This is a genomic window from Acidovorax sp. GW823-FHT01C06, from assembly GCF_058798375.1.
Genome location: NZ_JBXAKN010000003.1, coordinates 326,427 through 346,755, shown reverse-complemented (window position 1 = coordinate 346,755; position 20,329 = coordinate 326,427). Strand labels below are relative to the sequence as shown.

17 protein-coding genes are annotated in these 20,329 nt (G+C 68.1%); 6 read left to right on the top strand and 11 right to left on the bottom strand.

From position 1 onward, the window contains the following. Positions 1 to 22: 22 nt before the first annotated feature. The 8 genes from yjfF to AC1RCS_RS09700 form a co-directional block, all read right to left on the bottom strand. A complete protein-coding gene (yjfF, locus tag AC1RCS_RS09735) occupies positions 23 to 1,075 on the bottom strand; it encodes a galactofuranose ABC transporter, permease protein YjfF (RefSeq protein WP_492244904.1) in 1,053 nt (350 codons plus the stop codon). Beyond that, entirely contained in the window at positions 1,072 to 2,124 is a 1,053-nt protein-coding gene (locus AC1RCS_RS09730; protein WP_492244903.1) for an ABC transporter permease, read from the bottom strand. Before AC1RCS_RS09730 ends, yjfF begins: the two co-directional genes overlap by 4 nt. Then, positions 2,117 to 3,643: a sugar ABC transporter ATP-binding protein gene (locus tag AC1RCS_RS09725; RefSeq protein ID WP_492244902.1), complete on the bottom strand. Its 1,527-nt coding sequence runs from the start codon at positions 3,641 to 3,643 to the stop codon at positions 2,117 to 2,119. The genes AC1RCS_RS09730 and AC1RCS_RS09725 overlap by 8 nt, the downstream gene beginning before the upstream one ends. A gap of 243 nt (positions 3,644 to 3,886) precedes the next feature. Beyond that, positions 3,887 to 5,116, bottom strand: a complete 1,230-nt coding sequence (gene mmsB, locus AC1RCS_RS09720) for a multiple monosaccharide ABC transporter permease (protein WP_492244901.1) — start codon at positions 5,114 to 5,116, stop codon at positions 3,887 to 3,889. 5 nt (positions 5,117 to 5,121) lie between these two features. Then, the gene (gene mmsA / locus AC1RCS_RS09715; protein WP_218341016.1) at positions 5,122 to 6,759 is read right to left on the bottom strand and encodes a multiple monosaccharide ABC transporter ATP-binding protein; all 1,638 of its coding nucleotides are present in this window, start codon (positions 6,757 to 6,759) and stop codon (positions 5,122 to 5,124) included. A gap of 109 nt (positions 6,760 to 6,868) precedes the next feature. Continuing rightward, positions 6,869 to 7,939 carry a multiple monosaccharide ABC transporter substrate-binding protein gene (chvE, locus tag AC1RCS_RS09710; RefSeq protein WP_492244900.1) on the bottom strand — a complete coding sequence of 357 codons (1,071 nt, stop codon included), beginning with the start codon at positions 7,937 to 7,939 and terminating at the stop codon, positions 6,869 to 6,871. A 159-nt stretch (positions 7,940 to 8,098) separates the two neighbouring features. Next, a complete protein-coding gene (locus tag AC1RCS_RS09705; protein ID WP_369642702.1) occupies positions 8,099 to 9,064 on the bottom strand; it encodes an ABC transporter substrate-binding protein in 966 nt (321 codons plus the stop codon). Positions 9,065 to 9,141: 77 nt separating this feature from the next. Beyond that, the gene (locus AC1RCS_RS09700; RefSeq protein WP_492244899.1) at positions 9,142 to 10,596 is read right to left on the bottom strand and encodes an aldehyde dehydrogenase family protein; all 1,455 of its coding nucleotides are present in this window, start codon (positions 10,594 to 10,596) and stop codon (positions 9,142 to 9,144) included. Positions 10,597 to 10,714: 118 nt separating this feature from the next. Here AC1RCS_RS09700 and AC1RCS_RS09695 point away from each other — a divergent pair, with 118 nt between their 5' ends. Next, on the top strand, positions 10,715 to 11,677 hold the full coding sequence (locus AC1RCS_RS09695) for a LysR substrate-binding domain-containing protein (RefSeq protein ID WP_218294635.1): 963 nt from the start codon (positions 10,715 to 10,717) through the stop codon (positions 11,675 to 11,677). A 175-nt stretch (positions 11,678 to 11,852) separates the two neighbouring features. Here the strand turns inward: AC1RCS_RS09695 and AC1RCS_RS09690 are convergent, their stop codons facing one another. Continuing rightward, entirely contained in the window at positions 11,853 to 12,650 is a 798-nt protein-coding gene (locus AC1RCS_RS09690; protein WP_492244898.1) for an SDR family NAD(P)-dependent oxidoreductase, read from the bottom strand. A gap of 131 nt (positions 12,651 to 12,781) precedes the next feature. Between AC1RCS_RS09690 and AC1RCS_RS09685 the strand changes: the two genes are divergently transcribed. Both AC1RCS_RS09685 and AC1RCS_RS09680 read left to right on the top strand, forming a co-directional pair. After that, the gene (locus AC1RCS_RS09685; RefSeq protein WP_492245001.1) at positions 12,782 to 13,714 is read left to right on the top strand and encodes an SMP-30/gluconolactonase/LRE family protein; all 933 of its coding nucleotides are present in this window, start codon (positions 12,782 to 12,784) and stop codon (positions 13,712 to 13,714) included. A 22-nt stretch (positions 13,715 to 13,736) separates the two neighbouring features. Next, positions 13,737 to 14,663, top strand: coding sequence for an aldose 1-epimerase (locus tag AC1RCS_RS09680; protein WP_492244897.1), 927 nt, complete (start codon positions 13,737 to 13,739; stop codon positions 14,661 to 14,663). 94 nt (positions 14,664 to 14,757) lie between these two features. On the opposite strand, the gene AC1RCS_RS09675 is transcribed toward AC1RCS_RS09680, so the two are convergent. Further along, on the bottom strand, positions 14,758 to 16,362 hold the full coding sequence (locus AC1RCS_RS09675; RefSeq protein ID WP_492244896.1) for a rhodanese homology domain-containing protein: 1,605 nt from the start codon (positions 16,360 to 16,362) through the stop codon (positions 14,758 to 14,760). Between the two features lie 31 nt (positions 16,363 to 16,393). After that, positions 16,394 to 17,059 carry a cysteine dioxygenase family protein gene (locus tag AC1RCS_RS09670; protein WP_492244895.1) on the bottom strand — a complete coding sequence of 222 codons (666 nt, stop codon included), beginning with the start codon at positions 17,057 to 17,059 and terminating at the stop codon, positions 16,394 to 16,396. Positions 17,060 to 17,220: 161 nt separating this feature from the next. Between AC1RCS_RS09670 and AC1RCS_RS09665 the strand changes: the two genes are divergently transcribed. The 3 genes from AC1RCS_RS09665 to AC1RCS_RS09655 all read left to right on the top strand — a co-directional run bounded on the left by AC1RCS_RS09665 (position 17,221) and on the right by AC1RCS_RS09655 (position 20,324). Then, positions 17,221 to 18,249, top strand: a complete 1,029-nt coding sequence (locus AC1RCS_RS09665) for an ABC transporter substrate-binding protein (protein ID WP_492244894.1) — start codon at positions 17,221 to 17,223, stop codon at positions 18,247 to 18,249. 192 nt (positions 18,250 to 18,441) lie between these two features. Further along, positions 18,442 to 19,527: an ABC transporter permease gene (locus AC1RCS_RS09660; protein ID WP_492244893.1), complete on the top strand. Its 1,086-nt coding sequence runs from the start codon at positions 18,442 to 18,444 to the stop codon at positions 19,525 to 19,527. Next, the gene (locus tag AC1RCS_RS09655; protein ID WP_218294642.1) at positions 19,521 to 20,324 is read left to right on the top strand and encodes an ABC transporter ATP-binding protein; all 804 of its coding nucleotides are present in this window, start codon (positions 19,521 to 19,523) and stop codon (positions 20,322 to 20,324) included. The genes AC1RCS_RS09660 and AC1RCS_RS09655 overlap by 7 nt, the downstream gene beginning before the upstream one ends. Positions 20,325 to 20,329 lie beyond the last annotated feature (5 nt).

Below are 20,329 nucleotides of genomic sequence, written 5' to 3'. Positions count from 1 at the left end.
TGGGAGAGGTGATTCGTGGAATTCAGGAAGGCTTGCCGCTGCGGTGCGTGAGCAGGCGCTGCAGCAGGCAGAAGACGAAGAGCAGCACGCCGACGACGATGCGCGTCCACCACGAGCTGAGCGTGCCGTCGAAGGAGATCAGGGTCTGGATGATTCCGAGCATCAGCACGCCGAACAGCGTGCCGGCCACGTAGCCCACGCCGCCCGTGAGCAGGGTGCCGCCGATGACCACGGCGGCGATGGCATCGAGCTCCATGCCCGTGGCATGCAGGCCGTAGCCCGAGAGCATGTAGAAGGTGAACACCACGCCGGCCAGGGCCGAGCAGAAGCCCGAGAGCGTGTACACGCCGATCACCGTGGCGCGCACCGGCAGGCCCATGAGCACCGCCGAATGCTCGTTGCCGCCCACGGCGTACACGTTGCGGCCGAACGGCGTGCAGTGCGCGACGAAGATGGCGGCCAGCAGCACCGCCATGGCGATCACTGCGCCCAGCGAGAGCGACGCGCCCTCCCACAGTTCCAGGCGCCACTGCGCCATCTCGGAATACGCCTCGTCGGCCATGCTGATCGAGTCGATGCTGATCAGGTAGCACAGGCCGCGCGCGAGGAACATGCCGGCCAGCGTCACGATGAAGGGCTGCAGCCGAAAGCGCTCGATCAGGAAGCCCATGAAGGCCCCGAACACCGTGCCCATGAGCAGCACCAGCGGGATGGCGGTGAGCGGGCTCCAGTGGTGGTGCTCCACCAGGCTGGCCAGCACCATGGTGGTCAGCGCCACCACCGAACCCACCGACAGGTCGATGCCCCCCGAGAGGATCACGAAGGTCATGCCCACCGCGACGATGATCAGAAAGGCGTTGTCGATCAGCAGGTTGAGGAACACCTGGGCCGAGAAGAAGCCGGTGTAGAGCACCGAGCCCGCCGTGGCCATGGCCAGGAACAGCGCGATGGTGGCCGCCAGTGGCAGGTACTTGGGGTTCAGGCGCATGCGGGCAGGGATGGTTGGGCGTGCTGGTGCGGTGGCGGGCGTGGCGGTAGGTGCCACATCCAGGGCGGGGCTGTGTCCGCCGCTCATGACAACGCTCCCCCGGCCGCGGGGCGGCGCACCAGGGCGCCCACCTGGGCGCGGAAGTCGGGCGACTGCAGCAGCATCACGACGAACACCACCACGGCCTTGACCACCAGGTTGATTTCGGGCGGCACGCCCAGCGAATAGATGGCATAGGTCAGCGTCTGGATGATGAGCGCGCCGATCACGCTGCCCACCAGGCTGAAGCGCCCGCCGGTCAGCGCCGTGCCGCCCAGCGTGACGGCCAGGATGGCGTCGAGCTCCAGCATCTGGCCGGCGTTGTTGGCGTCCGCGCTCTTCACGTTGGAGCTGATCAGCAGGCCGGCGATGCCCGCGCACACGCCGCAGAAGGTGTAGGCCGCGACGACCAGGCGGCGCGACTGCACGCCGGCCACGCGTGCCGCCGTCGGGTTGATGCCCACGGCCTGGATGAACAGGCCCAGCGCCGTGCGCGTGACCGCCAGGTACAGCCCGGCGAACACCGCGGCCAGCACGAACAGCGAGAACGGCAGGCCCAGCAGGTAGCCCCCGCCCAGGAAGAAGAAGGGCGCGTAGTAGATGGTGATGATCTGCCCGTCGGTGATCAGCTGGGCGATGCCCCGGCCCGCCACCATGAGGATCAGCGTGGCGATGATGGGCTGCATGCCCACCTTGGCCACCAGCAGGCCGTTCCACAGCCCGCACAGCAGTGCCGCGCCGATGGCGCCGGCCATCGCCAGCGGCAGGGGAAAGCGGCTTTCGGTGCCCGAGACCGAGCCGCCGATCATCCAGGCACCCACGGCGGCGGCGATGGCCACCACCGCACCCACCGAGATGTCGATGCCGCGCGTGGCGATCACCATGGTCATGCCCAGTGACACCAGCGCCAGCGGTGCCGCGCGGTTGAGGATGTCGACCAGGCTGCCGTAGAGGTGGCCGTCGCGCCACTCGATGTGCAGGAAGCTGGCGTTGAACGCCGTGTTCACGGCCAGCAGCAGGGCCAGCGTGACCAATGGCCAGGTGAGCCGGTGGCGCAGCGCGGCGGCAAACAGGGAAGGGGTGGGTGCGTCAGGCATTTTCGGCGGCAATCAGTTCGTACACGGCTTCTTCGCTGCTGCCGGCGGGCAGCTCGCCGACCTTGCGGCGGTCGCGCAGCACCACGATGCGGTGCGCCACGCGCACCACCTCGCTCATTTCGGGGGAGATGAAGACCACGGCCATGCCGGCCTCGGCCAGGCGCAGGATCTGCTCCATGATTTCCTGCTTGGCGGCCACGTCGATGCCGCGCGTGGGCTCGTCCAGGATCAACAGGCGCGGCTCAATGGCCATCCAGCGCGCCAGGATCGCCTTTTGCTGGTTGCCGCCCGAGAGCAGCGCGATGGGCGTGTCCACGCTGCTGGTCTTGATGCCCAGCAGCTTGACGTAGCGCTCGGCAATCGCTGTCTGTTCGGCGCGCGCCAGAAAGCGCCCCATGCCCATGCGCGCCTGCAGCGCGAGGGCGATGTTCTCGCGCACCGAGAGCTCGGCCACGATGCCATCGGTCTTGCGCTCCTCGGGGCACAGGGCCAGGCCCTCGCGGATCGCGTCCATGGGGTTGGCGAAGGCCACTGCCTTGCCGTCGATGCGCAGCACGCCGCGGTCGGGTGCCTGCAGGCCGAACAGCAGGCGCGCCAGCTCGGTGCGGCCCGAGCCCAGCAGGCCCGCCAGGCCCACCACCTCGCCGGCCCGCACCTTCAGGTCCAGGGGCTGCAACTGGCCGCTCTGGCCCAGGCCCTCGGCCTGCAGCAGGGCGGTGCTCTCATCATCGAACTGCGGCGAAACAGGCGGTTCGGTGGACTGCGCGGCCAGCTCGCGCCCCAGCATGGCATTGATCAGCGCCTGCGCCGGCAGGTCGGCCGCCGCCCATTCGCCCACCCAGGCGCCGTTGCGCAGCACCGTGACGCGGTCCGATACGGCGTACACCTGGTTCAGGAAGTGCGTCACGAAGACGATGGCCAGGCCCTCGCCGCGCAGGCGGCGCAGCACCTCGAAGAGCTTTTGCACCTCGTCGTCGTCCAGGCTGGAGGTGGGCTCGTCCAGGATCAGCACCTTGGCCTCGATGCTCAACGCCCGGGCAATGGCCACCAGCTGCTGCACGGCCACCGGGTAGTCCGAGAGCAGGCGCGTGACGTCGATGGACAGGCCGATGCGCGCCACCAGTTCGCGCGCACGCTGGTGCAGCGTGGCCCAGTCGATGCGAAAGCCCTGGGCGATGCCGCAGCGTGGGTAGCGGCCGGCAAAGATGTTCTCGGCCACCGACAGGTTGGGGCAGAGGTTGACCTCCTGGTACACCGTGCTGATGCCCAGGCGCTGGGCGGCCAACGGCGAATCGGGCCACACGGCCTGACCGGCCAGGCGCATCTGGCCGCCGCTGGCTTCGAGCACGCCGGTCAGCACCTTGATCAGCGTGGACTTGCCCGCGCCGTTCTGCCCCATGAGGGCGTGGATCTCGCCCGGGTACAGGTTGAGCTGCACGTCGCGCAGCACGGGGATGCCCGCGAATTGCTTGTGGATGCCCGCGAGCTGCAGCACGGGAGTTTGGGATGGGCTGCTCATGGTGCTCCAAACGGTCGTTGCTGTCCGCACAGTCCGCAAAGCAGGCGCGGCGCAGGCCAGTGCCCCCGCGCAAGGGCCGCCCCGCCGCGCTGGGGGCGTCCCCCTCCCAGATTGCGAAGCAAACTGAGAGAGGGGCTGAGGGCCGCGGCTCCAAGCCTGCCTGCGCAGGCTTGGACGTGCCCGAAGAGCTGCCGACTCTGGCGGACGCACAGAGGCGCGAAGCGACTCAGGGGGGGCTTCATTTCAGGCCTTGTTTTTGTTGTACACGTCGACCAAAACCGCCGCCAGCAGCACCACGCCCTTGATGACCTGCTGGTAGTCGATGCCGATGCCCAGGATGGACATGCCGTTGTTCATCACCCCCATCACGAAGGCGCCGATGACCGCGCCCATGACCTTGCCCACGCCGCCCGAGGCCGATGCGCCGCCGATGAAACACGCCGCAATCACGTCCAGCTCAAAACCCAGGCCCGCCTTGGGCGTGGCGGTGTTGAGCCGCGCTGCAAACACCAGTCCGGCCAGGGCCGCGAGCACGCCCATGTTGATGAAGGCATACAGCGTGAGCCGCTCGGTCTTGATGCCCGAAAGCCTGGCGGCCTTTTCGTTGCCCCCCATGGCGTAGATGCGGCGGCCAATGGTGGTGCGGCTGGTGACGAAGTCGAACAGCACGATCAGCAGCGCCATCACGATGAGCACGTTGGGCAGCCCCTTGTATGACGCCATGAGGTAGCTGAAGTACACCAGCAGGGCGCCAAACACCACCGTGCGCGCGATGAACAGGCCGGCGGGTTCGGCGCGCACACCGTGCCGCAGGCGGTTGGCGCGTTCGCGCAGGCCGCCCACGGCCAGGGCGGCGGCCACGGCGGCGCCCAGCAGCAGCGAGGTCAGGCGCAGCCCCTCCACGTTGAACAGGTCGGGAATGAAGCCCGAGCTGAGCATCTGGAACGCCGAGGGGAATGGCCCCACCGACTGGCCTGCCAGCAGCGCCAGCGCCAGGCCCTTGAACACCAGCATGCCCGCCAGCGTGACGATGAAGGACGGAATGCGCGAGAAGGCCACGAACCCGCCCTGCACCGCACCGATGAGCCCGCCGCAGAGCAGGCACACCAGCGTGGCGGGTACGAAATGCCAGTTGTATTCGACCATCAGCACCGCTGCCAGCGCGCCGATGAAGCCACACACCGAGCCCACCGACAGGTCGATGTGCCCGGCCACGATGACCAGCAGCATGCCCAGCGCCATGATGACGATGTAGCTGTTCTGCAGCACCAGGTTGGTGAGGTTGAGCGGCTGCATCAGCGTGCCGTCCGTCATGTACTGGAAGAAGCCCATGATGGCCACCAGCGTGATCAGCATGCCGTATTCACGGAAGTTGTGCTTGATGTGCTCCAGCAGCGGCTTGTCGTGGTGGGCCGGTGCCTCGGCGGGTGCGCTGGCGAGCGTGGCGGTGGGGGAGGGGGTCATCTGGCTCATTTCAGTTATCCGTTGCGTTGTCCGCTGCCCTTGAGACCGGCGCTGCCCATGCCAGAGCCGCCGCGCAAGGGCCGCCCCGCCGCGCTGGCGGCGTCCCCCTTGAGGGGGAAGGCGCGAAGCGACTCAGGGGGGGCATTGACTATTGCACGCATGATCTTTTCCTGGGAGGCTTCGGCGGTGGGCATCTCGGCCACAAAGCGGCCCTCGTTCATCACGTAGATGCGGTCCGTGATGCCCAGCAGCTCGGGCATTTCGGAAGAGATCACGATCACGCACTTGCCCTCGGCCGCCAGCTGGGCGATGAGGGTGTAGATCTCGTACTTGGCGCCCACGTCGATGCCGCGCGTGGGCTCGTCCAGGATGAGCACCTCGGGGTTGGTGAAGAGCCATTTGCCCAGCACCACCTTCTGCTGGTTGCCGCCCGAAAGGTTCAGCGTCTTCTGGTCCACCCCCGAGCAGCGGATGCGCAGCTTCTCGCGGTAGTCCTGCGCCACCCGGTGCTCGCGGCCGCTGTCGATCACGGTGGCGAACGAAACGCCTTCCAGATGCGCCAGGGAGGTGTTGAACTGGATGTCTTCGTTCAGCACCAGGCCATTGCCCTTGCGGTCTTCGGTCACATAGGCCAGGCCGTGGCGCACGGCCTTTTCCACGGTGCCCACGTCGATGGCCTTGCCGTGCAGCCGCACCTCGCCGCTGATGCGCTGGCCCCAGGACCGGCCAAAGATGCTCATGGCCAGCTCGGTCCGGCCCGCGCCCATCAGTCCCGCAATACCGACGATCTCGCCGCGCCGCACGTTCAGGTCGATCCCCTTGAGGTGCTCGCGGTCGCCGTGCTGAGGGTGGTGGGCACGCCAGTCGCGCACTTCAAAAACGATGCCGCCGATCTGCGGCTGGCGCTGGGGGTAGCGATCGCTCATCTCGCGGCCCACCATGGCCTGGATCACGCGGTCCTCGCTCACCGGGCCTTCGCGGCAGTCCAGCATCTGCACGGTGCTGCCGTCGCGCAGCACGGTGATGGCATCGGCCACCCGCGAGATCTCGTTGAGCTTGTGCGAGATCAGGATGCAGGTGATGCCCTGGGCTTTCAGCTCCAGCAGCAGGTCCAGCAGGGCCTGGCTGTCGTTCTCGTTGAGGCTGGCAGTGGGCTCGTCCAGGATCAGCAGGCGCACCTTGCGCGACAGCGCCTTGGCAATCTCCACCAGCTGCTGCTTGCCCACGCCCAGCTGGCCCACCGGTGTGTCGGGCGACTCGCGCAGACCCACCTTGTGCAGCAGCGCCTGGGCGCGGCTGTGCGCGGCCATCCAGTCGATGACGCCGTGGCGCGCGGTCTCGTTGCCCAGGAAGATGTTTTCGGCGATCGAGAGCAGCGGTACCAGCGCCAGCTCCTGGTGAATGATGATGATGCCCAGGTGCTCGCTGTCGCGGATGCCGGAGAACTGACGCTCCTGCCCGTCGAACAGGATCTGACCGCTGTAGCTGCCGTGTGGGTAGACACCCGACAGCACCTTCATCAGCGTGGATTTGCCCGCCCCGTTTTCGCCGACGATGGCATGGATCTCCCCGGCCTGGACGCGCAGGTTCACCTGGTTCAGCGCCACCACCCCGGGGAAGGTTTTGCGGATGTCCCGCATTTCAAGAAGCATGGTCTCTCAGTCTTTTGGCGGGCTGCGGGCCCGTCCCGGTTGCATGCCGTCCGCTAGGCACCAGAGGTGCCAGGCGGACGGCGGCTTTACGTGCCGAAGCCTGGCATGCCTACTTGATTTGTGATTCCTTGTAGTACCCGCTGCCCACCAGCACCGCGTTCCAGTTGGAGGCATCCACCGACACGGGCTTGAGCAGGTACGAGGGCACCACCTTCATGCCGTTGTTGTAGGTCTTGGTGTCGTTGATCTCCGGCTGCTTGCCCGACAGCGTGGCGTCCACCATGTTGGCGGCCACCTTGGCCAGTTCGCGCGTGTCCTTGAACACGGTGGAGGACTGCTCGCCCTTCAGGATGGACTTGACCGATGGCACCTCGGCGTCCTGCCCGCTGACCACGGGGCAGGGCTGCTGGGCGGTGCAGTAGCCCACGCCCTTCAAGGACGACAGGATGCCGATGGACAGACCGTCGTAGGGGGAGAGCACGGCATGCACCTTGTCCTTGCCGTAGTAGGCCGACAGCAGGTTGTCCATGCGCGCCTGGGCGACCGAGCCGTCCCAGCGCAGGGTGCCCACCTTGTTCATGCCCGTCTGCTTGCTGCGCACCACCAGCTTGCCGCTGTCGATGTACGGTTGCAGCACGCTCATCGCGCCGTCGTAGAAGAAGAAGGCGTTGTTGTCGTCGGGTGAGCCGCCGAAGAGTTCGATGTTGAACGGGCCCTTGCCCTGCTTCAAGCCCAGCTTGTCCACGATGGACGTGGCCTGCAGCACCCCGACCTGGAAGTTGTCGAACGTGGCGTAGTAGTCCACGTTCTTCGAGCCCTTGATCAGCCGGTCATACGCGATGACCTTCACGCCCTTGTCGGCCGCGTTCTGCAGCACGCGCGAGAGGGCGGTGCCGTCGATGGAGGCGATCACCAGCACCTTGGCGCCCTTGGTGATCATGTTCTCGATCTGCGCGAGCTGGTTCGGGATGTCGTCGTCCGCGTACTGCAGATCGGTCTTGTAGCCGCGCTCCTTGAGCACCTTGACCATGTTGTCGCCATCGGCGATCCAGCGCGACGAGGACTTGGTGGGCATCGAGATGCCGATGCTGCCCTTGTCCTGGGCATGGACCAGTGGGGTCGCGCCCACGGCGGCCAGCGCCACGGTGGCCAGCACGGCCTTGAAAATTTCGCGCTTCATTTATCTGTCTCCAGGTTCTATGTTTTTTTGATGTTGGCCTATGCCATGTCCGCTATCTGTGAAACTGGCGCGCTCCAGGCCAGTGCCGCCGCGCAAGGGCCGCCCCGCCGCGCTGGCGGCATCCCCTGAGGGGGAATGCGCGCAGCGACGCAGGGGGCTTCAATATTTGCGCTTGGGGAACTCGGCGGCGGCCACTTCCATCGGGAAGATGCCTTCCTCGGTCACGATGCGCTTTTGCACCGCCTTGCCGGCCTTGATGTCCTTCACGGCCGTCATCAGCTGCGGGCCCAGCAGGGGGCTGCATTCCACGCTCACGTTGAGCTTGCCGGCGATCATGGCCTCGAAGGCGCCCTTGACCGCGTCGATGGAGATGATGGTGATGTCCTTGGCGGGCTTGAGGCCGGCTTCCTCGATGGCCTGGATCGCGCCGATGGCCATGTCGTCGTTGTGTGCGTAGAGCACGTTGATCTTCTTGCCCTCGGCCTTGAGGAAGGCTTCCATCACCTCCTTGCCCTTGGCGCGCGTGAAGTCACCGGTCTGCGAGCGCAGGATCTTGAACTTGGGGTCGGCCTTGACGATTTCCTCGAAGCCCTTCTTGCGGTCGATGGCCGGGGCCGAGCCCACGGTGCCCTGCAGCTCGACGATGTTGATGTCGCCCTTCTGGTCCTTCATCTTGTCCACCAGCCAGCGGCCGGCCTTGCGGCCTTCTTCCACGAAGTCCGAGCCCATGAAGGTCACGTACAGTGACTGGTCCTTGACGTTGACCGAGCGGTCGGTCAGCACCACCGGGATCTTGGCGGCCTTGGCTTCGCGCAGCACGTTCTCCCAGCCCGATTCGACCACGGGTGAGAAGGCGATCACGTCCACCTTCTGGGCGATGAAGGAGCGGATGGCCTTGATCTGGTTCTCCTGCTTTTGCTGGGCGTCGGAGAACTTGAGCTCGATGCCGGCCTCCTTGGCGGCGGACTTGATCGATTCGGTGTTGGCGGTGCGCCATTCGCTCTCGGCACCCACCTGGCTGAAGCCCAGCACGATGGGTTTCTGGGCCCAGGCGGCGCCCGGGAGCAGCCCGGCCACGGGGGCGCAGGCCAGGGCGGATACAAGGGTCCGGCGGTTCAGTTTCATCATTTGTCTCCTGTCTGTCTGTTGTTGACGCTGTTGTGGAAGAAAGAAATGCACTGCGGGAAAGGAAAGCGGGCGATTCAGGCGAGCATGTAGCCGGTCTTGACGGTGGTGTAGAACTCTGCGGCGTGGCGGCCCTGCTCGCGCGGGCCATGGCTCGACTCCTTGCGCCCGCCGAAGGGCACGTGGAAGTCCACGCCCGCCGTGGGCAGGTTGACCATGGTCATGCCGACCACGGCGTTGCGCTTGAAATGCATGGCGTGCTTGAGCGAGGTGGTGCAGATGCCCGCGCACAGGCCGTAGGGCGTGTCGTTGGCCAGTGCCAGCGCATGCTCGTAGTCATCGGCGCGCAGCACGCAGGCCACGGGGCCGAAGATCTCCTCGCGCGCAATGCGGTGCTCGGGCCTGGCCAGGAACAGCGCCGGGGCCATGTAGTGCCCAGGCGTGGCGCGTTCGAGCCGCTCGCCGCCCCAGACATGCTCGGCGCCCTCGCTGCGAGCGATCTCCACATAAGAGAGGTTCTGCTCCAGCTGGCCGGCATCGGCCACCGGGCCCATCTCGGTGCCGCGCTCGAGCGCATGGCCTACCTTGAGGGCCGTGAGCCGCTGGCGCAGCCGGTCCACGAAGGCATCGTGCACGCTGGCTTCGACGATCAGCCGGCTCGATGCCGTGCAGCGCTGGCCGGTGGAAAAGTACGAGCCCTGCAGCGCGCAGTCGATGGCCTGGTCCATGTCGGCATCGGCCAGCACCACCAGCGGGTTCTTGCCGCCCATCTCCAGCTGCACCTTGGTGCGGCGCGCGGTGGCGGACTTGAGGATACGGTCTCCGGTATCGACCGATCCCGTAAAGCTGATCGCATTCACCAGGGGGTGGTCCACCAGCGTCTGCCCGACCTCGCGGCCACTGCCCATGAGCAGGTTGAACACGCCGGCCGGCAGGCCGCAGCGGCTGATGATTTCGGCCAGGGCCCAGCCGCAGGCGGCCACCAGTTCGGCGGGCTTGAACACCACCGTGTTGCCATAGGCCAGGGCGGGGGCGATCTTCCAGGCCGGGATCGCGAACGGGAAGTTCCAGGGCGCGATGATGCCGACCACGCCCACGGGCTCGCGGGTCACGTCCACCTGCACGCCCTGGCGCACCGACGCCATGAGCTCGCCCGGGATGCGCAGCGCCTCGCCGGCAAAGAACTTGAAGATCTGGCCGGCGCGGGCCACCTCGGCCACGGCCTCGGGCAGGGTCTTGCCTTCCTCTCGGGCCAGCAGGGTGCCCAGTGCGTCCTTGCGCGCCAGCAGTTCGCTGCCGATCAGGTCGAGCACGTCGGCGCGGCGCTGGGGGCTGCTCTGGCTCCAGTGGGGCAGGGCGTCGGCGGCGGCGCGGATGGCGCGTTCGGTCTGGTTGCGGTCGGCCCGGGCGTATTCGGCCACCACCTCACGGGTGTCCGACGGGTTGGTGCTCACCCCGGTGGTGGTGCCGATCTCCCAGCGCCCATTGATGAGGTGCCGGGGGGTGAGCTGCTGTGTGTCGCCGAATTTCATGGGGACCTGGGAAAGAACCTTGGTGCGGATGTGCGGCAAAGTGTAAGATCGATTTAGATATCAATCTAATAGTTTTTTTGACAAAATACATATACGTCCACGCATTCTGGAAAACCCCATGAGCACCTACAACCACTGGTTCATCCGCGCACGCCTGAAGACGCGCCAGCTGCTCTTGCTGGTGGCCCTGGCCGAGGAGGGCAACATCCACCGTGCGGCCCAGGTGCTCAGCATGACCCAGCCGGCGGCCTCCAAGCTGCTCAAGGACCTGGAGGATGTGCTGGAGGTCTCGCTGTTCGAGCGCCTGCCGCGCGGCATGCGCCCCACCTGGTATGGCGAGACCATGATCCGCCACGCGCGCATGGCGCTGGCCAGCCTGAACCAGGCGCATGTCGAGCTGGCGGCGCTCAAGACCGGGCATTTCGGCCAGGTGGGCATCGGGGCCATCACCTCGCCGGGCCTGAGCCTGCTGCCCGCCGCCGTGGCCCTGGTCAAGCAGGAGCACCCGAGCCTGCGCATCTCGCTCGATATCGAGACCAGCCCGGTGCTGATGGACCGGCTCGAGCAGGGCAAGCTCGACATCCTGGTGGGCCGGCTGTTCGAGGAGCACGACAAGGCCAACCTGCGCTACGAGCCGCTGAGCGAGGAACTGGTCTGCGCCATGACCCGCCCGGGCCACCCCCTGCTGGGTGTGCCGGGCCTGGCCCTGCGCGACGTGCTGGCCGCGGGCTGGATCGTGCCGCCCGCGGGCAGCGTGCTGCGGCACCGCTTCGACCTGATGTTCCAGCAGGAGGGGCTGGCGCCGCCGGTCAACGTGGTGGAGACCGCGGCCCTGCTGTTCATGACGCGGATGCTGCAGCAAAGCGACATGATCGCCGTGGTGGGGGCCGACGTGGCGCACTACTACGCATCGCACGGCATGGTGTCGATCCTGCCGCTGGCCATGCCCTGCCATATGGACGCCTTCGGCATCATCACCCGCAGCGACCGCCTGCTGTCGCCCGCGGCCAAGGTCATGATGAAAGCGCTCAAGCAGACCAGCCTGGTGCAGTACGGGCGCCGGCTGGAAGCGGGAGACTGAGCGTGCTTCCCTGTCGGAGCTTGTGCTTGTCGGTGCCGCTCGATACTGGCGCGGCATAGGCCAGGACCGCCGCGCAAGGGCCGCCCCGCCGCGCTGGCGGTCTCCCCCTTCCCGAATGGCGCAGCCATTCGAGAGAAGGGGGAAGGCGCGAAGCGACTCAGGGGGATGGTCCGAATCACACCCAGCCGGCGTCGACCTTGAATTCCTGCGCGGTGCACATCGCGGCATCGTCGGACGCCAGGAACAGCACCATGCGCGCGATGTCGTGCGGGCGCAGCTTGTCGGGCAGGCACTGGTTGCGCGCCAGTTCCTTCTCGCCCTCGGCGTCGAGCCAGAGCTTGATCTGGCGCTCGGTCATCACCCAGCCGGGCGACACGGTGTTGATGCGGATGCGGTCCTGGCCCAGGGTGCGCGCCAGGCCCCGCGTGAGCCCGTTCACCGACGACTTGGCAATGGCATAGCAGGGGTAGCCTGCGCCCTTGCCCTGCCAGCCCGTGGAGCCCAGGTTGACCACCGAGCCCGCGCCCAGGCGGCGCATGCCGGGCACCACGGCCTGGATGGCGAAGAAGGCCGGGCGCTCGTTGATGGCCATGCGCTCGTCGTAGTAGTCGGGCGTCACGGATTCCAGCGTGTGGCGGTCGTCGCTGGCCACGTTGTTGACCAGCACCGAGAAGTCGCCCTGGGCGGCGGCGGCCTCGGCGATGGCCGCCTGCAGCGCGGCGATGTCGCGCACGTCGCACACCTGCCACCAGGGTCGGGCATGGCCCGCGTCGGCGATCTGCTGGGCCAGCGCCTCGCTGGCTTCGCGCGCCACGTCCACGAAGGCCACGCGCGCACCCTGTTCGGCGAACGCCGCGACGATGGCCGCGCCGATGCCGCTGCCCCCGCCCGTGACGAAGACCGATCGGCCTTGCAGGCTGGGAAAGTGGGCGAGCGTGGCGGGCTGGGAGGGGATATGGATAGCAGTTGTCATTGCAATTTGTATATCAAAAAATTCCAAAAATAATCATTCCATGCATCAATTGACGTTGATAAGATGCCCGGCGTCAAGAGGCAGGCAGCTAAACAACAAACAGGAGACAAGCTTTGAGCAACCAGAGTCCCATGGCAGCGGCCGTTGCGCCGTCGCGATTTCCCGTCCCCACCCTCACGGCGCCCCTGCGCTGCGTGGTCCAAGCCGATGCGCAGCTGGGGGAGGGGCTTGTATGGTCCGTGCGTGAGCAGGTGGTGTATTGGCTGGACATCCTGGGCTGCCGCCTGTACCGGCTGAACCCGGCCACGGGCGTGCAGACGCAGTGGAGCTTCGACGAAGAGATCTCGGCCCTGGCCGAGCGCCGGGACGCGCCCGGCCTCATCATCACCCTGCGGCGCGGCTTTGCGCTGTTCGACCCCGCCACCGACAGCGCCCCGCGCTACCTGCACCAGCCCGCGGCCGAGTTGCCGGGCAACCGCTTCAATGACGGCAAGTGCGACGCGCAGGGCCGCTTCTGGGGCGGCAGCATGGACTTTGACTGCCAGCTGCCCACCGGCGCGCTCTACCGCTACGACCCCGACGGCCGCTGCACGCGCCATGACGAGGGCTTTGTCGTGACCAACGGGCCCACCTGGGCCCTGGTGGAGGGCCGACAGTGCCTGTACTTCAACGATACGCTCAGCTCCATCACCTGGCGCTACGACTTCGATGCGGCCGCAGGCACCGTGTCGCACAAGCAGGTGTGGAAACGATTCAGTGCCGAGGATGGCCTGCCCGACGGCATGACTACCGACGCCCTGGGCCGCCTCTGGATCGCCCACTGGGGCGGCCACTGCGTGACCTGCCACGACCCCGAGACGGCCGAGGAACTGGGCCGCGTGGTGCTGCCCGCGGGCCAGGTCACCACCTGCGCCTTTGGCGGCGCGGACCTGCGCACGCTGTTCATCACCACCGCGCGGGTCGGCCTCACGCCCGAGCAGCTCGCTGCACAGCCGCTGGCCGGCAGCGTGTTTGCCATCGAGATCGACAGCCCCGGCGTGCCGGCCCATCTGTTCGGCGGCTGACCTCCTTCACGAAAGCATGCGCATGAGCGACGCCACCACCCACCCCATCACCTGGTTGAGCCACGCGGGCCAGCACCTGGGGCTGGTCCCCTCGCTGGGCGGCAGCGTGGCCGCCTGGCAGATCGACGCCCCCGGGCAGCCCGGCGGCCGGATCGACCTCTGGCGCCCCTGGGACGGGGCCACGCCCGATCTGTACAAGATGGCCTCCTTCGCCATGGTGCCCTGGTCCAACCGCATCAGCGGCGGCGGCTTCACGCACGCCGGGCAGTTCCATCCCGTGCGGCCCAACCGCGCTGGCGAGCCGTACCCCATCCACGGCGATGGCTGGCTGCAGCCCTGGGAGATGACCCAGCCCGCGCCCGACACGCTGCAGATGCAGCTGCGCTCCGAGCGCTTTGACGGCAACCCCTACGAGTACGAGTGCGTGCAGACCTTCCGGCTGGTGGAGGGCGGCCTGGACCAGTCGGTACAGGTGCGGCACCTGGGCGCACAGCCGCTGCCCTACGGCCTGGGCCTGCACCCCTGGTTTCCGCGCACGCCCGGCACGCGCATCACGGCGCCGGTGCAGGGCGTGTGGCTGTGTGGCGACGACCCTTTGCCCACGGAGCACACGCAGCAGTTTCCGCCTGGCTGGGACTTGAACAGCGGCGCTCCCGCCAACGGCGGCCTGATCGACAACGCCTACACCGGCTGGGGTGGCACCGCGCAGATCGACTGGCCCGAGCGCGGGCTGCGCCTTACCGCCCACATGCCAGACTTTGACAAGGACGGCGGCGCGGCCCACCACTACTGCCTGGTGTACCGCCCGCCGCAGGGCCCGGCGTTCTGCTTTGAGCCCATCACCCAGCCCATCGATGCTTTCCACCAACCGGGCCAGCCCGGCCTGCGCAGCTTGGCGCAGGGCGAGGTGCTGGCGATGAACGTGTCGTGGCGGTACGGGGCGTTGTGAGCGCCCCGGGGGGCGCCCCAGAAGTGGGTTTGTAGCTAAATCAGCCGGTAGCGCTAGTGAATCATGCGCTGGCAGCTATTAAATCGATAGTGAATCAGATCACCCGGAACCCGTGGGTGCCGTCGCGCCCCAGTTGTTCCACCAGCCCGAACTCCCAGTCCAGGTAGGCCTGCATCGCCTCGCGCGGGCTGTCGGTGCCTTCGTACGGGCGGCGGTAGCGGTCGATGCGCGGCGAGGCCAGGCGCGTCTCGCCATGCTCCAGCGGCAGGCCCTGGGCGATCCAGGCCAGCGTGCCACCCTCCAGCACCACCACCTCGGCACCACCCGTCAGGCGGGCCAGGTCCTGCGCGGCATAGCGGGCCAGCAGGCTGCTGCCGCAGGTGAGCACATAGCGCTGCGCGCGCGGGATGGACTGCACGGCCTGCGCGAGCTGTGAGCGGATCACGAACCACGCGCCGGGGATGTGGCGCAGCGTGTAGTTGGCGCTGGTGGTCAGGTCCAGCACGGCTGTGTGGTCGGCGCCGCCGTCTTGCAGCCAGGCCGCCAGCTGGGCGGGGGTGGCCCAGGCGATGGGGCCTTCGGGTTCGGGCACGGTGTTGGCCACGGCGCCGGTCTCGCTGAAATCCGCCGGCTGCGCGCCGTCGAGCACCCACACTTCCCAGCCCATCTGGGCCAGCCACGATGCGCTCATGTTGGCGCGCACGCCGTCGTCGTCCACCAGCACCAGGCGCGCGCCGCGCACGGCGGCCGTGTGGTCGGTCTCCTGCACCAGCTGGCCGCCGGGGGTGTTGCGAAAGCCCGGCAGGTGGCCGGCCGCGAACTCCTCGGGCGTGCGCACGTCCAGCAGGTAGGTGGTGCGGCCGGCCTCGGCCGCGAAGCGGGCCAGGTCGCCGGCCTGGGCGCGCTGCACGCGGGCCCGGTCGGCCACGTTGCGCGCCTGTTGCGGTGCCTGATTGCGGTCGATGTGCACGGCGGGGTCGAAGCGTCGGCTGGCGCCGCGTTCCAGCGTCTGCCCGGCCAGCAGCCAGCCGATGGTGCCGTTGCGCAGCGCGGCCACGGGGTTGGGGATGCCCGCGTTGACCAGCGACTGCGTGCCGATGATGCTGCGCGTGCGGCCCGCGCAGTTCACGATGATCTGCGTGGCCGGGTTGGGCGCCAGTGCCTGCGCGCGCAGCACCAGCTCCGCGCCGGGCACGCTCACGCCGGTGGGGATGTTCATGGTGTGGTACTCGTCGTAGCGGCGCGCGTCCAGCACCACCACGTCGGCCTGGGCATCGATCAGGGCCTGCACTTCCTCGGCGGCGAGCGAGGGCGTATGGCGCTCGGCCTCCACCAGCTCGCCGAAGGACTTGCTGGGCACGTTCACGTCGATGAACAGCTCGCCCCCGGCATCGCGCCAGCCCTGCAGGCCGCGCGCCAGCAGGGTCACACGGGTGTAGCCCAGCTGCTGGAGCGTGCGTGCCGCGGGTTCGGCCAGGCCCTCGCCATCGTCGTAGACCACGATGAGGGTGTCGCGGCGGGGAATGCGCGCGAAGGCCTCCAGCTCGATCTTGCTGGCCGGCAGGTTGGCGGCGAACAGCGGGTGGCCCTGGGCATAGGGGTCTTCCTCGCGCACGTCGAGCAGGGCGATTTCCTCGCGGGCGAGCAGGGCCTCGCGGACCTGGAGGACGGAAGTCTCTGGAATGGTGGAAGCAGTCATGAGGAAATCGTACGGGTCTTGGAAAACAGGTTCAGGCCGAGGGCGCCGGGCTGCGGGACAGGTCCCAGATGTTCGGAAGCGTCGCGTTGCTGTAGCCCGAGATGAAGGGCTTGGCCGTGCCGTCTTCCAGGTACACGCTGCGTTGCACGGCGCCGATGTTGGCGCCATACACGTGGATGCTGATGGAGGTCTGGCCCTCCCACGCATTGCTCACCCGGTGCACGTCGCCGATGGTGGGCGACACGGCATCGACATCGCCGGGCCGCAGCCGGTGCGGTGCGCCCTCTGGCGCCCAGCGCCCATCGGCGGTGCGGGCGAATGCCTGCGAATCTTCGGCGCCGCGCAGCATGCCGATCAGGCCCCACACCGTGTGGTCGTGGATGGGCGTGGCCTGGCCCGGGCCCCACACAAAGCTCACCACCGAGAAGCGGCCCAGCGCATCGGCATGCAGCAGGTACTGCTGGTAGCGGTCGGGGTTCGGCTGCGCAAACGCGGCCGGCAGCCAGTCGTCGTGGGCCACCAGGGCGCCCAGCAGGGCGCCGCCGCGCGCCAGCAATTCTGGCTCCGGCGGCGTACTTTCCACCAGCGCGGCCAGTTGTTGCACGAAGTGGCGCAGGCGGGCGGTGTCGGGCGCTGTGGACGTTGGTGTCGCGCACGAGGCGGGCTGCGGCAGGACCGTGGAGGCGAGGGCATTCATGCGCTGTATTGCACCAGTGTCCGGCGCGGGGGTGTGTGGAATCTTTTGCATATGCATCTCCGTTTTTCTTCGTTCTCTTTTGGTGCCCGTCCGCATGCAATGCGGTCAGCGGGCTGCGGATGCGCGGCCATTTTGTCTTTTTCACACAAAAGGTGCAGGGCATGAACAACAAGGGTCAGATTCTGGGTGGGGGAGAAGCGCGCTGGTCGCGCCGGCAGTTGCTGCGGGCCACGGGCGCGGCCACGGTGGTGGGCGCCTCGGGCGTGGTGGGCAGCCACGTGCTGGCCGCCGGCAAGCTGCGCGAGGTGAAGCTGGCGTGGAACGCCAATGCCATCTGCCTGTCGGCCGCCCCGGTGGCGATCGAGCGTGGCATCTTCGAAAAGCACGGCCTCAAGGTCGAGCTGGTCAACTTCGCCGGTTCCACCGACCAGCTGCTGGAGACCATCGCCACCTCCAAGGCCGACGCCGGCCTGGGCATGGTGCACCGCTGGATCAAGCCGCTGGAGTCGGGCTTCGACGTGAAGCTGGTGGGCAGCTCGCACGGCGGCTGCTCGCGCCTGGTGGGCTACGAAGCGGCGGGCGTGACCAGCCTGCAAAAGCTCAAGGGCAAGACCATTGCCGTGTCGGACCTCAACAGCCCGGGCAAGAACTTCTTCTCGGTGCTGCTCACCAAGGCCGGCCTGAACCCCGAAAAGGACGTGACATGGCGCCAGTTCCCCGGCGACATGCTGGGCCTGGCCGTGGAAAAGGGCGAGGCCCAGGCCATTGCCGACGGCGACCCCAACCTGCTGCTGATCCAGCGCCGCACCAAGGGCCTGGTGGACCTGGCCTCCAACCTCTCGGGCGAGTACGCGGCCAAGACCTGCTGCGTGCTCGGCGTGAGCGGCGCCATGGTGCGCAACGACAAGGGCACGGCCGCGGCCCTCACGCGCGCCATCATCGAGGCCTCGGACTTCGTGGCCGACAACCCCAACGAGACGGCGCGCATCTTCAGCCCTTACTCCAAGGTGCCGCAGGACGACCTGCGCGCCGTGCTGGGCACGCTCACGCACCGCAGCCACCCCGTGGGCACGGCCCTGCGCCAGGAGATCGAGTTCTACGCGCGCGACTTCAAGCTGGTGGGGGTGCTCAAGCCCTCCACCGATCCCGCACGTTTCGCCGCTCACGTGCATGCCGACGTGCTGGCCTGAAGTGACGCATTCCCTGAGTCGCTTCGCGCCTTCACCCCTCTCTCGCATTGCCGCGCAATGCGGGAGGAGGACGCCCCCAGCTCGGCGCGGTGCGGTGGCCCTTGCGCTGGCGCACTGGCTGTGGGCGCGCCAGTTTCACGGGTTGTGGGCGATGCGCATCGCCACACGAACTGACATTCACCGGAGTTTGCCATGAGCACCGTTGCCGACCATATCCTGCCAGCGCCCAATTCCGTGGCCGAGGCGCCCCGGGCGCGACGCCCCGCGGCGCCTCCCGCGAGGGTGGCCGCGCCCGCCGCATTCGGCGCGGCCCGGCCCATTCCCGCCTTCTGGCGGACGGGCCTGTTGGCCGCCGCCGCCTGGGCGGCGCTGGGCCTGCTGACCTACCTGTGGCCCAACAAGCCGGCAGGCTTCAGCGAGTGGGCGTTCACCGAAGAATTCGCCATCGGTGCCGGTGCCGTGGCAGTGCTTCTGGCGGTGCTGGCGTTCGTTGCGGGCGCGCTGGGGCCCGTGGGCCACAAGGTGCGGCGGACCGGCCCCTGGCTGGTGGCCATCGCCGCCGGCCTCACGGTGTGGGAGGTGTTCACCGCCAAGCTGGGCACCTTGCCGCCCCCGTTCTTCGCACCGCCGCAAAGCCTGGTGGAGGTCTACGCCACCGACTGGGCGCGCCTGCTGGAAAGCGCGGGCGCATCGGTCCGCCTGCTGGCGCTGGGCATCGCCATCGGCGCGGCGGCGGGGTTCACCACGGGCGTGCTCATCGGCTGGTCGCGCCAGGCCAGCTACTGGATCCACCCGGTGCTGCGCATCCTGGGCCCCGTGCCCACCACGGCGCTGCTGCCGGTGAGCTTTTATTTCTTTCCGTCGAGCTGGTCCACGGCGATCTTCCTGATCGCGCTGGGCACGGCCTTCCCGGTCGCCATCCTCACCTGGTCGGGCGTGGCGGGCGTGCACAAGAACTACTACGACGTGGCGCGCACCATGGGCGCGTCGCCCTGGTTCCTGGTGCTGCGCGTGGCCATCCCGGCGGCGCTGCCGCAGGTGTTCGTGGGCCTGTTCATGGGCCTGGGCGCGGCGTTCTCCACCCTGGTGGTGGCCGAGATGCTGGGCGTGAAGGCCGGCCTGGGCTGGTACCTGACCTGGGCCCAGGGCTGGGCGGCGTACCCCAACATGTACGCCGCGCTGATCGTGATGGCGCTGCTGTTCTCGGGCGTGATCACCTTGCTGTTCGTGCTGCGCGACCGGGTGCTGTCGTGGCAGAAGGGGGTGGTGAAATGGTGAGCACCGCGACCGCCCCTGAAGCGGGTGTGGGAGCCAAGGTGACGGGCGCACGCATCGACGTGCGCAATGTGAGTCACTGGTTCGACCTGCCCGCCGGCCCGCTGCACGTGATCGACGAGCTGGACCTGTCCATCGCCCCCGGCGAGTTCGTGGCCCTGCTCGGGCCCAGCGGCTGCGGCAAGAGCACGCTGCTGCGCCTGGTGGCGGGGCTGGAGCCCGCGACCACGGGCGAGCTGCTGCAGGACGGCGCGCCCATCACCGACCCCGATCCCTCGCGCATCGTGGTCTTCCAGGACCCCACGCTGTTTCCCTGGCGCACCGTGTGGGACAACGTGGCCCTGGGCCTGCAGGCGCGCGGCATCCTGCGCCAGCAGCGCCACCGGGTGGACGAAGCGCTGCGCCTGGTCGGCTTGCAGGACTTTGCCAAGGCCTTTCCGCACCAGCTGTCGGGCGGCATGGCGCAGCGCGTGGCATTGGCCCGCGCGTTGGTCAACGACCCGAGCCTCCTGGTGCTCGACGAGCCGCTGGGCAAGCTCGACTCGCTCACGCGCCTGACCATGCAGACCGAGCTCGTGGACCTGTGGCAGCGCACGGGTTTCTCGGCCCTGCTGGTCACGCACGATGTGGAAGAGGCGCTCTTCATGGCCCAGCGCGTGGTGGTGTTCTCCGACCGGCCCGCGCGCATCCAGCAGGTGCTGGTGAACGATTTGCCCTACCCGCGCCACCGCGGCGACCCGCGCCTTGCGGCCCTGCGCCACGAGGCCCTGGCGTTGCTGGGCCTGGGTGCGAGCTGGTAGGCCAG

What these genes read in the sequence shown, in the direction of transcription:
- yjfF (WP_492244904.1), bottom strand. Translation starts at nt 1,075, where the DNA reads ATGAGCGGCGGACACAGCCCCGCCCTGGATGTGGCACCTACCGCCACG.
- AC1RCS_RS09730 (WP_492244903.1), bottom strand. Translation starts at nt 2,124, where the DNA reads ATGCCTGACGCACCCACCCCTTCCCTGTTTGCCGCCGCGCTGCGCCAC.
- AC1RCS_RS09725 (WP_492244902.1), bottom strand. Translation starts at nt 3,643, where the DNA reads ATGAGCAGCCCATCCCAAACTCCCGTGCTGCAGCTCGCGGGCATCCAC.
- mmsB (WP_492244901.1), bottom strand. Translation starts at nt 5,116, where the DNA reads ATGAGCCAGATGACCCCCTCCCCCACCGCCACGCTCGCCAGCGCACCC.
- mmsA (WP_218341016.1), bottom strand. Translation starts at nt 6,759, where the DNA reads ATGCTTCTTGAAATGCGGGACATCCGCAAAACCTTCCCCGGGGTGGTG.
- chvE (WP_492244900.1), bottom strand. Translation starts at nt 7,939, where the DNA reads ATGAAGCGCGAAATTTTCAAGGCCGTGCTGGCCACCGTGGCGCTGGCC.
- AC1RCS_RS09705 (WP_369642702.1), bottom strand. Translation starts at nt 9,064, where the DNA reads ATGAAACTGAACCGCCGGACCCTTGTATCCGCCCTGGCCTGCGCCCCC.
- AC1RCS_RS09700 (WP_492244899.1), bottom strand. Translation starts at nt 10,596, where the DNA reads ATGAAATTCGGCGACACACAGCAGCTCACCCCCCGGCACCTCATCAAT.
- AC1RCS_RS09695 (WP_218294635.1), top strand. Translation starts at nt 10,715, where the DNA reads ATGAGCACCTACAACCACTGGTTCATCCGCGCACGCCTGAAGACGCGC.
- AC1RCS_RS09690 (WP_492244898.1), bottom strand. Translation starts at nt 12,650, where the DNA reads ATGACAACTGCTATCCATATCCCCTCCCAGCCCGCCACGCTCGCCCAC.
- AC1RCS_RS09685 (WP_492245001.1), top strand. Translation starts at nt 12,782, where the DNA reads ATGGCAGCGGCCGTTGCGCCGTCGCGATTTCCCGTCCCCACCCTCACG.
- AC1RCS_RS09680 (WP_492244897.1), top strand. Translation starts at nt 13,737, where the DNA reads ATGAGCGACGCCACCACCCACCCCATCACCTGGTTGAGCCACGCGGGC.
- AC1RCS_RS09675 (WP_492244896.1), bottom strand. Translation starts at nt 16,362, where the DNA reads ATGACTGCTTCCACCATTCCAGAGACTTCCGTCCTCCAGGTCCGCGAG.
- AC1RCS_RS09670 (WP_492244895.1), bottom strand. Translation starts at nt 17,059, where the DNA reads ATGAATGCCCTCGCCTCCACGGTCCTGCCGCAGCCCGCCTCGTGCGCG.
- AC1RCS_RS09665 (WP_492244894.1), top strand. Translation starts at nt 17,221, where the DNA reads ATGAACAACAAGGGTCAGATTCTGGGTGGGGGAGAAGCGCGCTGGTCG.
- AC1RCS_RS09660 (WP_492244893.1), top strand. Translation starts at nt 18,442, where the DNA reads ATGAGCACCGTTGCCGACCATATCCTGCCAGCGCCCAATTCCGTGGCC.
- AC1RCS_RS09655 (WP_218294642.1), top strand. Translation starts at nt 19,521, where the DNA reads ATGGTGAGCACCGCGACCGCCCCTGAAGCGGGTGTGGGAGCCAAGGTG.